This is a genomic window from Lysobacter silvisoli, assembly GCF_003382365.1.
In the GTDB taxonomy this organism is placed as follows: Bacteria; Pseudomonadota; Gammaproteobacteria; order Xanthomonadales; family Xanthomonadaceae; genus Lysobacter; species Lysobacter silvisoli.
On sequence record NZ_QTSU01000001.1, the window covers coordinates 2,349,335 to 2,363,302 of the forward strand.

General features: G+C 69.5%; 11 protein-coding genes. 2 read left to right on the plus strand and 9 right to left on the minus strand.

The window, feature by feature from the left end:
* Positions 1 to 4 precede the first annotated feature (4 nt).
* Genes DX914_RS10415 through DX914_RS10425 form a run of 3 tightly spaced genes read right to left on the minus strand, consistent with a single transcriptional unit; the run spans position 5 to position 3,380 of the window.
* Positions 5 to 889 (minus strand): metallophosphoesterase, encoded by an 885-nt coding sequence (locus DX914_RS10415; protein ID WP_115858905.1) that lies wholly within the window; start codon positions 887 to 889, stop codon positions 5 to 7.
* A complete protein-coding gene (locus tag DX914_RS10420; RefSeq protein ID WP_196778861.1) occupies positions 886 to 2,031 on the minus strand; it encodes an NAD-dependent epimerase/dehydratase family protein in 1,146 nt (381 codons plus the stop codon). The genes DX914_RS10415 and DX914_RS10420 overlap by 4 nt, the downstream gene beginning before the upstream one ends.
* Positions 2,028 to 3,380, minus strand: a complete 1,353-nt coding sequence (locus DX914_RS10425) for an NTP/NDP exchange transporter (protein WP_115858906.1) — start codon at positions 3,378 to 3,380, stop codon at positions 2,028 to 2,030. Before DX914_RS10425 ends, DX914_RS10420 begins: the two co-directional genes overlap by 4 nt.
* A gap of 199 nt (positions 3,381 to 3,579) precedes the next feature.
* Between DX914_RS10425 and DX914_RS10430 the strand changes: the two genes are divergently transcribed.
* Positions 3,580 to 5,163 carry a GMC family oxidoreductase gene (locus DX914_RS10430; RefSeq protein ID WP_115859222.1) on the plus strand — a complete coding sequence of 528 codons (1,584 nt, stop codon included), beginning with the start codon at positions 3,580 to 3,582 and terminating at the stop codon, positions 5,161 to 5,163.
* A gap of 63 nt (positions 5,164 to 5,226) precedes the next feature.
* On the opposite strand, the gene DX914_RS10435 is transcribed toward DX914_RS10430, so the two are convergent.
* The 3 genes from DX914_RS10435 to DX914_RS10445 form a co-directional block, all read right to left on the minus strand.
* Positions 5,227 to 5,442 (minus strand): hypothetical protein, encoded by a 216-nt coding sequence (locus tag DX914_RS10435; protein WP_115858907.1) that lies wholly within the window; start codon positions 5,440 to 5,442, stop codon positions 5,227 to 5,229.
* A gap of 823 nt (positions 5,443 to 6,265) precedes the next feature.
* Positions 6,266 to 8,155: a M48 family metallopeptidase gene (locus DX914_RS10440; RefSeq protein ID WP_115858908.1), complete on the minus strand. Its 1,890-nt coding sequence runs from the start codon at positions 8,153 to 8,155 to the stop codon at positions 6,266 to 6,268.
* Positions 8,156 to 8,338: 183 nt separating this feature from the next.
* Positions 8,339 to 8,932 carry a LemA family protein gene (locus DX914_RS10445; protein WP_115858909.1) on the minus strand — a complete coding sequence of 198 codons (594 nt, stop codon included), beginning with the start codon at positions 8,930 to 8,932 and terminating at the stop codon, positions 8,339 to 8,341.
* Positions 8,933 to 9,004: 72 nt separating this feature from the next.
* On the opposite strand from DX914_RS10445, the gene DX914_RS10450 reads away from it, so the two are divergent.
* On the plus strand, positions 9,005 to 10,390 hold the full coding sequence (locus DX914_RS10450; RefSeq protein WP_115858910.1) for a serine hydrolase domain-containing protein: 1,386 nt from the start codon (positions 9,005 to 9,007) through the stop codon (positions 10,388 to 10,390).
* 615 nt (positions 10,391 to 11,005) lie between these two features.
* Here DX914_RS10450 and DX914_RS10455 read toward each other — a convergent pair.
* The 3 genes from DX914_RS10455 to DX914_RS10465 all read right to left on the minus strand — a co-directional run bounded on the left by DX914_RS10455 (position 11,006) and on the right by DX914_RS10465 (position 13,967).
* Positions 11,006 to 11,410, minus strand: a complete 405-nt coding sequence (locus DX914_RS10455) for a histidine biosynthesis protein HisIE (protein WP_115858911.1) — start codon at positions 11,408 to 11,410, stop codon at positions 11,006 to 11,008.
* Positions 11,411 to 12,850: 1,440 nt separating this feature from the next.
* Positions 12,851 to 13,246, minus strand: coding sequence for a glycine cleavage system protein GcvH (gcvH, locus tag DX914_RS10460; RefSeq protein WP_115858912.1), 396 nt, complete (start codon positions 13,244 to 13,246; stop codon positions 12,851 to 12,853).
* Positions 13,247 to 13,334: 88 nt separating this feature from the next.
* Positions 13,335 to 13,967 (minus strand): 2-hydroxychromene-2-carboxylate isomerase, encoded by a 633-nt coding sequence (locus DX914_RS10465; protein ID WP_115858913.1) that lies wholly within the window; start codon positions 13,965 to 13,967, stop codon positions 13,335 to 13,337.
* Position 13,968 lies beyond the last annotated feature (1 nt).

The window sequence follows — 13,968 nt, forward strand, 5'->3', positions numbered from 1 at the left end:
CCGCTCAGCGGCAGGCCGCCTCCCGGCCCTGCCCGCACAGATGCAAACGCGAAATCTCCGGCGGCACGCCGAAACGGATCGGCAGGATGCTGGTGCCGATGCCCGGCGTCACGAACAGCTGCCGGCCGTCTTCGACGAAATGCCCGACCGGGTAGGCGCCGTCGGCGCCCTTCCACAGACCCGGACGGCCCAGCAGCGGGAACGCGATCTGGCCGCCGTGGGTATGCCCGGCCACCAGCAGCGACGCCCGCGCCGGCGTCTGCCGGAACACCAGCGGATTGTGGGTGATCGCCAGCGCCGGCGCTTGATCGTTTATTGCGGAAAACGCCTTGCCCACGTCGTGCGGCGCCTCCAGCAGGTCGCCGATGCCGACCATCCACAATCGGCAGCCGCCCAGTCGCACTTCGCGCGCCTCGTCTTCCAGCACCACCACGCCCGCCGACTCCAGCGCGCGGCGCACGCGCGCGCCGTCCTTCCACCAGTCGTGGTTGCCGAGCACGGCGTAGACCGGCTTGCGCGCGGTCAGCGGCTTGAGGTGCTCGGCGACGGTGTCGGCGGGAATGTAGGTGCCCAGGAACACGCTGAGGATCACGTAGTCGCCGGCCATCAGCACCGCCTGCGCGTCGCTGTCGGCCAGGCGCCGGACCAGGCGGTCGAAACGGTCCAGGCCGTTGCGCGGCGAGCCCACGTGCAGGTCCGAGACCAGGTCCACGCGCAGGCCGTCGCAGTCTCGCGGCCAGTTCGGCAGGCCGAAGGCGTAATCGCGTTCGCGCAGCGAGGCCGGCTCGATCACGCAGCCCCAGACCGCGAACGCCAGCACCAGCGCGGCCAGGATCGACGCCGCCCAGCGCCGCTTGCGGCGACGGCGCGGCGGCGACGGCTCGCTCATGCGCCGGACTTGGCCTGCGCGTGCCAGGCGGCCAGCACCTCGGCCTCGCGCGCGGCGCTCAGGCCGGCCTTGGGCTTGGCCCGGCGTTCGGCCGGCAGCGCGCGCCAGTACAGCAGGGTGTCGCGCGCGGTCTCGCGCAGCGGCCGGTAACTCAGGCCGGCGGCCTGGGCCTTGGCGCTGCTGATGCGGCCGAAACCGGCGTACTCGCCCTGCGCCGGGATCCACGCCGGCATGTCCTGCCAGGGACCGACCTTATGCGCCTCCAGGAACGCAGCCGGCACCCAGGTCAGGGTGGAGGCGGGCGCCTTGAGTTCGCCGGCGACCTGCTGGCAGGCGCTCAGCACCTCGCCCATGCTCAGCTTGCCGGCCGGCGCATCGGCGTTGTACGTGCCCAGCGTGCGCCGCTCCAGGCACAGCAGCAGGAACGCGGCCAGGTCGCGCACGTCGATGAACTGGGTCGGGTCCTGCGCGCTGCCCGGCGCGAGGATTTCGCCGCCGCGGTCGGCGCGCGCCGGCCAATAGGTAAAACGGTCGGTGGTGTCGCCGGGGCCGACGATCAGGCCCGGACGCACCACGGTCACCTTGCCCGGCATTTCCTTTTCGGCGGCGCGTTCGCACAGCGCCTTGAGGCCGCCGTAGGTCTCGCCGGTGATCTGGGTGACGTTGGGGTCGGCCAGCTGCGCCAGCGGCGCGGTTTCGTCCTGGTTCGGCGTGTCGGTCTTGGCGTAGACGGAAATCGTCGACACCAGCAGGTACTGGCCCACGCGCGCGCCCAGCAACTGGGTCGAGCGGGTCACGTCGGCGGGCAGGTAGGCCGAGGTGTCCAGCACCGCGTCCCAGCGGCGCTCGCCTTCCAGCGCCTTCATGTCGGTCTTGCGGTCGCCGTGCAGTTGCTCGACGTCGCTGTAGTCCTCGCCCGAAAAGCGATCCGGGTTGGTCTTGCCGCGGTTGAACAAGGTCAGGGTATGTCCGGCCTTGCGCGCGGCCTCGACGAAATGGGGGCCCAGGAAACCGGTGCCGCCCATGACCAGGATCTTCATCGGCTTGGGCTTGGACCGCGGCTTGGCGGTGGCGAACGCGGGCAGGGCCAGCAGGCTGGCGCCGGCAAGGCCGGCGGCGAGGAATTCGCGGCGGTCGGTCATCGGTCGGGTCCGGGCGTGACGGGGTCGGCTGGCAGCGTGCGCTGCGCCCGGACCACCCGCCATGCGCCGAAGGTCATGCCCAGCGCCACCCCGATCCCGACCACGAACACCATGCGCGTGCCCAGCAGGGTCAGCGCCTTGTGCAACCAGACGAAGGTCAGGTCGCTGCCGCGGTAGACCACGGTGTCGACCACCGCCTTGGCCTTGTAGCGCGACTCGCGGTCGACCCGCGTGTACAGGGTTTCGCGGCCGGGCTTGGCCAGCGAGAACTCGCCCGCGCGCGTGGCCACCTGCACGATCGCCACCAGCAAGGGCAGCGGCGACATCGCCAGCAGGGTGTAGCCGAACAGGATCGCCAGCGCCGGCACCAGCAACGCCGGCGCCACGCCCCAGCGGCGCAGCAGGTAGCGGGTCACGAACAGTTGGACGACGATGGTGGTCAGGTTCACCGCGCCGTCGATGGCCGAGTAGTAGCGCGTGGCGTCCTTCGCGCTGGGGTACAGCGCCTTCACGATCGCGGCCTGCTCGTTGTACAGCAGCGTGCCCACACCCACGCCGAAGAACATCACGATCGCCAGCGCGCGCAGCAGCGGCACCTGCCAGACCAGCTTGAGCCCGGCGACGATCGAACCGCCCATCGCCAGCTCGCCGTTGACGCTGCCGCTGGCGCGCTCGCGCCGCATCGCCCACACCCGCAGCTTGAGGATGCACAGCAGGCACACGCACAGGAAGCCGGCCGAGACCAGCAGCAGATTGGCCACGCCCAGCCGCCCCACCAGCGAGCCGGTGATCACCGGCCCCAGCAGCGCGCCCACCGTGCCGCCGGCGCCTATGTAGCCGTACAAGCGCTTGGCGTGTTCGTTGTCGAACACGTCGGCCATGAAGCTCCAGAACACCGTCACCGCGAACAGGTTGAACACCGCGGTCCAGACGAAGAACAGCGCGCCGCGGCCGGGCAGCTCGCGGTGGAAGGCCCAGTAGAAGCCGATCAGGCAGGCGATGAAGATCAGGTACACCGCCGGCAGGAACACCCGGCGCGGAAAGCGCGAGACCAGCGCGCCGTACACCGGCTGCAGCGCCACCATGATCACGAAGGTGCAGGTGAACAGCACCTGCAGGGTGAACTCCTTCAGCGAGAAACCGTAGCCCTGGGCCCAGGCGATCAGCCCCGGCGGGAACACGGTCTCGATGTCGCCCGAGGCGCCCATCGCGTCGCGCACCGGGCGCAGCACGTAGTAGCCGCAGAGCAGGCTGAAGAAGTACAGCAGCGACCACCACAGCGGCGGCGATTCGGCCAGGGCGGCGCGGAAACGGCCCCACTGGCCGGCGGCGGGCGCGCCCTCAGCCATGGCCGCGCGCCTGCGTGCGCACAGCGGCGATCGACGGGTGACGCGGCTGGCGGCTCATGTCGGGCTCCCGTGCGCGCTGGCCGGCACGTGCTGGCCGGCACGTTAGCCCAAGCCGCCGCGGCCCGCCACCGCGGGTTGTTGGGAGCATTTGCTCTAATCGGCAGGCTTAGGGTCGGCCCGTCATAGATAGGGCGTGGGCGTGTACGACTACATCATCATCGGTGCCGGCTCGGCCGGCTGCGTGCTCGCCAACCGCCTCAGCGAAGACCCGGACACCAAGGTGTTGCTGCTGGAAGCCGGGCCGCGCGACCGCCACCCCTTCATCCACATGCCCGCCGGACTGTCCAAGCTGGTCGGCAAGAAGGGCGTGAACTGGGACTACAACACCGCCCCCGAAGCCCAGCTCAACGGCCGCACCCTGTGGTGGCCGCGCGGCAAGGTGCTGGGCGGCTCCAGCTCGATCAACGCCATGTGCTACATCCGCGGCGTGCCCGGCGACTACGACGACTGGGCCGCCTTGGGCGCCGACGGCTGGGACTGGAAGACGGTGCTGCCCTACTTCAGGCGCTCCGAGCGCAACGGCCGCGGCGACGACGCCCTGCACGGCGCCAACGGCCCGCTGTACGTGTCGGACCTGCGCTACACCAACCCGCTGTCGCAGGTGTTCATCGACGCCGGCCGCGAAGCCGGCTACGCGGTGACCCGCGATTTCAACGGCGCCAGCCAGCAGGGTTTCGGCTACTACCAGGTCACCCAGAAGAACGGCGCGCGCTGCTCCAGCGCCGTGGCCTACCTGGACCCGGCGCGCGAACGCCACAACCTGACCATCGTCACCGGCGCCCAGGTCAACCGCATCACCCTGGAGCACGGCCGCGCGACCGGCGTGGTCTACAGCGCGCGCGGCCGCGCCTACCACCAGCAAGCCGGGCGCGAGGTGCTGCTCAGCGGCGGTGCGATCAACTCGCCGCAGCTGCTGATGCTGTCGGGCATCGGCCCGGCCGCGCAGCTGCGCCAGCACGGCATCGAGGTGCGCGTGGACCTGCCGCAGGTCGGCGAGAACCTGCAGGACCACCTGGACATCTGCACCCTGCAGCACAGCACCCAGCGCGTGACCTACGACCGGGTCAGCGACCTGCGCATCGCCTTCGACTACTACCTGCGCGGCCATAGCGGCCCGGGCAGCAGCAACATCGCCGAGGCCGGCGCCTTCGTACGATCGGCGCTAGCCCCGGACGATCGCGCCGACATCCAGCTGCACTTCGTCCCGGGCATGCTGGACGATCACGGCCGCCACCGCCTTCCCGGCGACGGCTACACCCTGCACGCCTGCTTCCTGCGCCCGCGCAGCCGCGGCCGCATCGCCCTGGCCAGCGCCAACGCCGGCGACAAGGCGCGCATCGAGGCGCGCTACCTCAGCGACCCGGAAGGCTTCGACCTGAAGATGATGCTGGAGTGCGCCAAGCTCTCGCGCGAGCTGTTCGCGCAGAAGGCCTTCGACCCCTACCGCGGCGCGCCGATCTTCCCGACGCGCAACGACTACAGCGACGCCGAACTGATCGAATTCATCCGCGAAAAGGCCGAAACCGTCTACCACCCGATCGGCACCTGCCGCATGGGCAGCGACGCGGACTCGGTGGTGGACCCGCAACTGCGCGTGCGCGGCGTCGAAGGCCTGCGCGTGGTCGACGCCTCGGTCATGCCCACCCTGATCGGCGGCAACACCAACGCCCCCACCATGATGATCGCCGAGCGCGCCGCGGACCTGATCCGCGGACGCGCCTGACCCCGTAGCGCAAGGCGAAGCGGCCGGCCGTTCGGGGCCGCCGCTTCGCGGTCGCGTCGCGGCTTACATCTCGACGATCGGCCCTTCCGGATCCGGCACCGGCGGGCAGCCCGCACCCGGCGTGCAGATGCCGACCAGACGCCAGGCGCCGCCTCGGCACTGGTAGTAGTAGCCCGGATCGACCGGATGGTCGTAAGCCACCAGGAACATATGCCCCTCGGTTTCCGCCGTGCAGGCATACGTCGGCTCGGCGGCGACCGGAGCGGTCAGCACGCCCATGGCTCCGAGCAGAACAGCGAATACAGCGCCTTTTGCAGCCCATCGCTTCATTGCGGTTTCCTCCGTTGAAAGCCGCTGATTCGTCCCTTTGGGGCAACGTAAGCGCTCGCCGTTCCATGCGATCGAAAGCGAGCGACTGCGGGAGGCAGCGGCGGCCTCCGCATGCGTGCGCGCAAGCACGCTAGCAGATGGTGCGGCGCAATAGGGACGACGCAGTGCGCAGGTTGTTGCGGTGGCGCGCGCCCTCACCCCAACCCCTCTCCCGCAAGCGGGAGAGGGCCTAAAGCAAAGCGGCGTCGGATGCATCCCCTCTCCCGCTCGCGGGAGAGGGTTAGGGTGAGGGGGTGAGCGCAGCGAATGCTCTTGACCCTCGCTCGGGCCCCAAACTCGCAGCCCCAAACGAAGACCCGAAGGGCGGCGCACAGGAGGTGCGCCGTTTTTCGCTGGCACAGGGATGTGCCATCGAAAAATCCCCGCGCCTACTCCGATCTCGCAAGGGAGCTCTGGCGAAGCGTTTTTCTTTGGTGACTTTCTTTTGACGCTTATCAAAAGAAAGTGACCCGGCCGCTTGCGGACGGAAGTTGTTGCTGTTGCTTCGACCAACACACCCAAACACCTTCGCGAGTTCGGAGCTGATCGCGGCTCACGCCGCTCCTACAGAAAGCACATCCCGCAGAGACCGCAGCGTTCGTCGTAGTTGCGGGTTCGCGGTCGCAGCTTGCGCAGCTCCTACAGAGGTAGGCACGGCGTTCGTCGCAGATGAGAGGTCGCGGTCGCGGCTTACGCCGCTCCTACCCCAAGGCGGGCGCTGTGGAGGTGGGCGTCAGGCCTTGGCCAGCATCGGCGGCAGCGGGCAATGCAGCACCGCGCAGATCGTGCGCAACAGCTCCGCTTCGGCCACCGCGATGCGGCCGTCGTGACTGACCGCCGCCGTCACCCCCTCGACCAGCGCCTGCTTGGCCAAGGGATCTAACGCGTCCAGCGCCTCCCATACCCCGTCCAGCGCCAACACCCCGTTCGCCGGCGGCGCATACGGCCGATGCTCGTTGGGCAGCACGCGCTGCAGGCCCGCCAAGTACGCGCGCTGAGCCGCCGCGGTATCGGCATGCCCGGCCTGCGCAACCACCGCCAGCAGCGTGGCCAGTTCCGCCGCCACCGCCGCCGGCTTGCGCCGGCCGAAGCGCGCGTGCCGAGACGGGTCCAACGACTCGGTGACCTGCACCGTCAGCAGGCGCGCCAGGCAGTACTCGAACAGCGACACCCGTCCGTCGGCGTTGACCGCCGCTTGCACCGCGTCGGTGAAGGACTCCAGTTGCGGGCGCGGACGCAGGCGCAGCACCGGGAACGCCAGCGCGGCCAGCGGCAGGCGCAGCATCGGGTGCAGGCCGGCCAGCGCTCCGGCGCGCAACTGCACCGCCTGCTCGGCCAGATCCTGGCCCAGGCGCGCGGCGATTTCGTAGCGCTGACGCGCGGCCACCGCGGCGTCTTCGTCCAGCAGCAGCGCCAGCAACAGCGGCAGCACCGCCTCGCGCTGCTTGGCCAGCGCGCGCAGTTCGTCGGGCAAGGTGCTCACGATGCTGTCGGCGCGGCGGTAGTCGTCGGCACCGGGCTGGGCCACCTGCGCGGCCACCATCGGCGGGGTCAGCGCGTGCACGCTGTCGGCCGGCGGCAGCGGAGGCGGCACCGCCGCCAGGCCCAGCATCCGGTCCTCCTGCAAGCCTTGCGGCGGTTCCTGCGCCCAGCGCCGCGACAGCTGCTCCAGCTGATCGGCACGGAACGAAGGCTCCAGCGCGCGGATGCGCTCGAGCAGCGGCGGGTGCGTAGCGAACCAACCGTTGACGCCCACGCCGTCGCCGAACAGCATGTGGCTGATTTCCTCGGCGTCGGCGCGGTCGTTGAGCTTGGCGCCTTCGTGCAGGCCGCCGATCTTCTTCAGCGCGCCGGCCAGGCCCGCGGTCTGGCGGGTGAACTGCACCGCCGAGGCATCGGCCAGGCGCTCGCGCGTGCGGCTCACGCTGGCCTTGATCATGCGGCCGAAGAACAGGCCCACGTAGCCCACCAGCATTGCCAGCAGCGCCGCGACCAGGATCACGCTCACGCTACGGCCCAGGCGTCCGCCGCCGCGTCCGCCCTCCAGGATCTTGCGGCCGATGATGGCCAGCATCAGGATCCCGAACAGCACGCCGATCAGGCGGATGTTCAGACGCATGTCGCCGTTGAGGATGTGGCTGAACTCGTGCGCGATCACGCCCTGCAGTTCGTCGCGGTTGAGCCGGTCCAGCGCGCCGCGGGTCACCGCCACCGCCGCGTCGGAGGTCGAATAGCCAGCGGCGAAGGCATTGATGCCGGCCTCGTGCTCGAGCACGTACAGCTTGGGCACCGGCACGCCGGAGGCGATCGCGATCTCCTCGACCACGTTGCGCAGCCGGCGCAGGCTGGGGTCGGCGGTGTCTTCGGGCACCGGCACGCCGCCCAGCGACTGGGCCACGGATTCGCCGCCGCCGCGCAAGCTGGCGATGCGGAACAGCGAGCCCAAACCGATCACCGCCAAGGTGCCCAGCGTCGCCAGCGCGAGCAGGCCCGGATGCGGACCGGCGAACACCAGCACCGCCAGGTCCACCGCCAGCACGATGGCGGCCACGGCCAGCACGAACAGCAGCACCAGCCGGGTCGAGGTGCGGCGCGCCTGGGCCTGACGTTCGAAGAAGTTCATAGAGGCTGGATTCGTGGGGAGCGGCTATGGCAGTCGGCGCTGTTTCGATCCGTCATTCCCGCGAACGCGGCAATCCTGGGCGTTATCGCGGCATGACGCTGAAGTCTCTGGATCCCCGCCTCCGCGGGGATGGCGAGCAAAAGCCAAGCAGGCATAGCTCGCTTTTCCGAGCGCCCGGGCCTGCTAGAACTGCACCTTCGGCGCCTCGCGCACCTGCGCGCGGTCGGCCGGAATATCCAGCAGCGCCGCAGCGGCGAAATCGAACATGCCCGCGACCACGCTGGAGGGGAACACTTCGCGCTTGTTGTTGTAGGCCATGACCGAGTCGTTGTAGGCCTGGCGCGCGAACGCGACCTTGTTCTCGGTGCTGGTCAGCTCCTCGGTGAGCTGCATCATGTTCTGGTTGGCCTTGAGATCGGGATAGGCCTCCGACACCGCCAGCAAGCGCCCCAGCGCCCCATTCAGCTGGCCCTGGCTCGCGGCCAGTTGTTCCATCGCCGCCGGATCGCCGGGGTTGGCCTTGGCCGCGGCCAGGCCCGATACGGCCGCGCCGCGCGCGGCGATCACCGCTTCCAGGGTCTCGCGTTCATGCGCCAGATAGCCCTTCACCGTCTCCACCAGATTGGGGATCAGGTCGAAGCGGCGCTGCAGCTGCACGTCGATCTGAGCGAAGGCGTTTTTGTAGGCGTTACGCGCGGTCACCAGGCCGTTGTAGATGCCCACCGCCCAAATTGCGACGATGACCACTAAAGCCAACAAAATCAGAATGCTGAACATGATTGCTCCCCAATCCCCTGAGATCGGCGCTATTATCGGGCGCAACCTCAGCATACGCAGGCGCTGCGACCTATGAAAGACGAGCCGAACCCGAGGTCGCGACGCGTTTACTGGCGGGCGGCGAGCCTCGCCGGCTTGTTGACGCTGACCCTGGGCTCGGCCGCGCAAACGTCGCTGCGTTGGAACGGCGCGCAGCCCTCCGCGAACGCCGCTAGTTCCGCGCAGACCTTGCCGCAACCGGTGTCCGGCTACAGCGCCGCGCGCAACGACACCCTGCCGCTGGCCGCAGGCTTCGACGTGCAGCAGTTCGAAGCGATGGCGCAGCAACTCGTCGCCAACCAGCGCGTGCCCGGCCTGGCCATGGCGATCGTGCACGACGGCCGCATCCTCAGCGCGCGCGGTTACGGCATCACCGACGTCAAGGCCGCCGAACCCGTCGACGGCCACACCGTGTTCCGACTGGCCTCGCTGTCCAAGGGCGTGGCCGCGACCATGGCCGGCGTGCTGGTCAACGACGGCACCCTGCGTTGGGACAGCAAGCTGGTCGACTACATGCCCGGCTTCCAGCTGGTCGATCCCTACGCCGCGCAGCAGATCACCGTGGCCGACCTGCTCAGCCACCGCGTCGGCCTGACCCACAACACCTACGACCGCGATCTGGAGAACTACGCCGACTACCGCGTACTCACCCAGAAGCTGGCGTACGCGCCGATGAACTGCCAGCCCGGCACCTGCTACGGCTACCAGAACATCGCCTTCAGCCTGATCGGCGACGTGGTCTTCGCCGCCACCGGCGACTTCTACAGCCAGGAAGTGCAACGCCGTCTGTTCAAGCCGCTGGGCATGAACGACGCCAGCCTGGGCCTGGAAGGCATCACCGCCAGCGCGCGCTGGGCCAAGCCGCACGTGCGCGCGCGCGGCGGCTGGGTGTCGGTGACGCCCAAGCCCACCTACTACCAGTTGCCGCCGGCCGCCGGCGTCAACGCCAGCGCCAGCGACATGGCGCAGTGGCTGCTCGCGCAGACCGGCCACCGCCCCGACGTTCTGCCCGCGCCGCTGCTGGCCACGCTGCACCAGCCGCTGGTGGACACGCCTGGCGAAACCCGCGGCTCGCCCTGGCGCCGCTCGCGCGTGAGTTCGGCCGGCTATGCCTTGGGCTGGCGCGTGTACGACTACGCCGGCCACCGCCTGGTGTTCCATGGCGGCGCCGTGCAAGGCTACCGCGGCCTGGTCGCGCTGCTGCCCGAACGCGACCTGGGCATCGCCGTGCTCTGGAACAGCGAAAGCGCCCTGCCCTCTGGCCTGCTGCCGACCATTCTCGACCGCGCCATCGGCATGCCCGCCGAGCGCTGGCTCGATGTCGACTTCGACGATCCGACCTTGTACGTGGATGCAGGGCGTCCGACGCCCGCGCCGCCCGGCAGCGAGGCGAGCACGGCGACGGCTGCGCCGCGCTGAGCTGAGGGTTCCGTTGGTTGTTTGAGCATTGCCTCGCCTTGCGGGGCGATGGGGCTGGGTAACGACCTGTGTCGTTCGAGCCTAGGGCTTCGCGAAAGACTCTCGCCGCGATTTGCGGCCCCGCGGCCCTCACCCCAACCCGCACCCCGGCCCGACCGCACAGCGGTCGGGCGTTCGGTGCAGCGCGAGCCGGTGGCTCGCAAGCGCTGCCCCTCACCCCGCAAGCCGGAGAGGGGCTCGAAAGCACGGCGGCGTCGAATGCGTTCCCTCTCTCGCTTGCGGGAGAGGGCTAGGGTGAGGGGGTGAGCGCGGAGCGCGATTGCTTTTTGATCCCTTAGCGGACCTGGTGCCGTAGCTGAGGATTCGCGGTCGCGGCTTGCGCCGCTCCTACGGAGGCTGGCGCTGCTTTCGCCGTAGATGGGATGCGCGGTCGCGGCTTGCGCCGCTCCTACAAGGGGCCTGCGTGGCTTTTGTCGGAAAGCGGCGCTCGCGATCGGCTGACGCCGCGGAGGCTAGCGCCCCGACCGGCCGCGCGGTTTTCCGGGCCCCCCAAAAAAAACTCTCCCCCCGCCTGGGCTGCGGGGAGAGAGCGGTATTACGGCGATCGGGACTTTATTAGATGAGCGGAGCCGGGGTCGCCGGCATAGCCGCAGCAGCCTTGGCCTTGCGGGCCGGCTTCTTCGAGGCCTTCTTGGCCTTCTTGGCAGGCTTCTTCGCAGCCTTCTTAGCGGCCTTCTTCGCGGCCTTCTTAGCAGGCTTCTTGGCGACCTTCTTGGCAGCCTTCTTAGCAGGCTTCTTGGCGACCTTCTTGGCAGCCTTCTTGGCGGTCTTCTTCGCAGCCTTCTTAGCGGGCTTGCGGGCGACCTTCTTGGCGGCCTTCTTCGCCGGCTTCTTGGCGACCTTCTTGGCAGCCTTCTTGGCTACCTTCTTGGTGGCCTTCTTGGCGGCCGGCTTCTTAGCGACCTTCTTCGCAGCCTTCTTGGCGGCGGGCTTCTTCTTCGCAGCTTTCTTCGTGGCCATGTGATGGCTCCTCGTCAGTGGTTTTGATCAGCGATCGATCAGGGGTGTTGCGGTTTTAAAGCCCAGTTGAACCATAGCCGCGGGAGTCGGACCCGCGAGCAGCCGCCGACGCGCCAGGCGCGCCGTAACGGATTCAGCGGCACGTTCCCCGCAATGGGGTACGTACCCGGCCGCTTGCGGCGGCCAAACAAAAACCCGACCCGCACGGAGCGGACCGGGTTGGATAGGGCGCGGCGCCTGCGGACCGAAGAGGAACGATTGCGTTTTCGCGAGGGAAGCGAATCCAGCGTCCACCGGTTTGTCGGTCCGGGCGGAGGTTCGTTTTTTGCCGCGCGTTGTCGCTGTCGTTGTACTCACTCTCTTCCGCAGGAAACGTCTGCTGGGCGAAACCTAATCACGCTTTTTCGCACTGTCAACAACTCCGGCGATTTTTTTTCGTCCCCGGCCTCCGCCACCCGAGTCCGGAGCGCGCGTCGCCGACGCTCGCCGACGACGCGCGACGCGAGCTCGAACGCGCGCGCGTTTTCGCGCGCATGAAAAAAACAACTTGTTTTAAGCGCTTTCGTTCGCACGCGATCGCGCAACGAACGAAAACGCATGTGCGCGCACGCACCGCCGCGGATGCCCGCGAAGGGCGCTAGGGAGGCGATTTCGCGTTCGTCGGAATGGGCGCGCGAAGGCGCCGCTTTTCGCGCCGCACAAGCCGATTTGCGCGAAAGTGCGCGAACTTTTTCCGCCGCCGCGACCGGTAGCCGGCGACCGTCGGCGACCGCGATCGCGCTCGACGCAGGTCTCGCGCACGCCGTCGGCGCGTCGCCGCGCGGCGCGTCGGCGAGCCGCTGCGAGCGTCGCCACCGACACCGCAGGCATGCGCGGCACCGCTGAAATCCAGCGCTTTTGCCGATGCCGCGGCGGCGCCGACGGCAACGCCGCTCGACCGCGACGTGCGCGCGCGACCGCCGTCGAAGACGGCACGGCGGCGTGAGCGACGGGTGAAGCGGCGCGCGCGGGAAGCGGACGCCGCTCGCCGACGTCGGCGCCGAACCGGCGACGCAGCGCGCCGGGCGCTCGGCCGAGGCAGAGAAGCCGAGACTGCGCGCGCATCCTTGCGGAGGCCGGCGCCGGTGCCGGCAAGCGCGACGGGATGGCGGCGCGGCGGTGGAGCGAACGGGGCCGACGCCCGACGGCTCGGCGCGGCGGCCGCGATTCGCCCGCGCGAACCGGCAGGCGCAGGCCGGACTCGCCATCGATCGCGGCAGCCGACCGTGCACGGATCGGCAGGATCGTTCGGCCTCGCTGCCGTGGCGCCGTCGGGCGTCGGAGCGGGCATGAGGGCGCTGACCGCGCCGCAAAAACGCGAACGGCCGCATCAGCGGCCGTTGCGTGCGGCCGGACCTGGGTCCGGCCTGGCATTGCGCGGACCGCAGTCCGCGAGACGCCTTAGTGGTCGTCGTCTTCCAGCAGTTCGGCGTAGTCGTCCGGCGCCAGCAGCTCGTTGAGCTGGTCGGGCTCGTCGATCTCGACGGTGAAGATCCAGCCTTCGCCGTAGGCGTCTTCGTTGATGGTCTCGGGCTTGTCGCTGAGCGCGGCGTTGACCGCGGTGACGGTGCCGCTGACCGGGGCGTACACGTCCGAGGCGGCCTTCACCGACTCGACCACCGCGCAGGCGGTGCCGGCTTCGACGCGGTCGCCGATGTTCGGCAGCTCGACGTAGACCAGGTCGCCTAGCAGGCCCTGGGCGTGGTCGGAGATGCCGACGGTGACTTTGCCGTCGCCTTCGACGCGGGCCCACTCGTGGGACTTCATGAACTTCAGATCGCCGGGAATTTCACTCATGGCTGGCCTCGAACTCTGCGGGGGCGGCTGTGGGGGAGACGGCGCCTAGTTTAACGGCGTCGCGGCAACATGCGAGAGAGTGTGGCGGTCAGTCGCGACCGCCGTCGTGAAGATAGGGCGGACGGCCGCTGAGCAGCGCCTCGCGCAACTCCTCGACGCGATCCTGACCCCAGAACGGTTCGCCGTCGAGCACGTAGCCCGGCAGCCCCGGCAGGTCGGCGGCGATGGCCGCTTCGGTATTGCGCTGGTAGGCCGCGACCGTTTCTTCCGCATCGGCCGCGGCCACGACCTGCGCCGGGTCGAAACCGTGACGCTCGAGCAAGTCCGCGACCCGCATCAGGTCGCCCAGATCGTGATCGTGTACCCATAGCGCGCGGAACGCGGCGTCCATGTAGGCCGACGGATCGCCGCCCGCGGCGGCGATCGCCAGCGCGCAGCGGTCGGCCAAGCTCGGATCGGTGGGAAAGAACCTGGGCGCCAGGTTCAAGGGCAGGCCGCGGCGCGCGCGCCAACGCTGCAGCTCGACCAGCCGGTAGCGCTGGCGCGCTGGCGCGCGCTGGCCCAGCGGCACGCCGCCGTTGGCCGCGAACAGATCGAAGATGCGCACCGGCCGGTAGACCACCTCGGCGCCGGCCTCGCGCACCGCGTCCAGGAACGTGGCGTGGCCCAGGTAGGCGTAGGGCGAGATCAGGCTGAAGTAGTAATCAACGCGCGCGGCCATG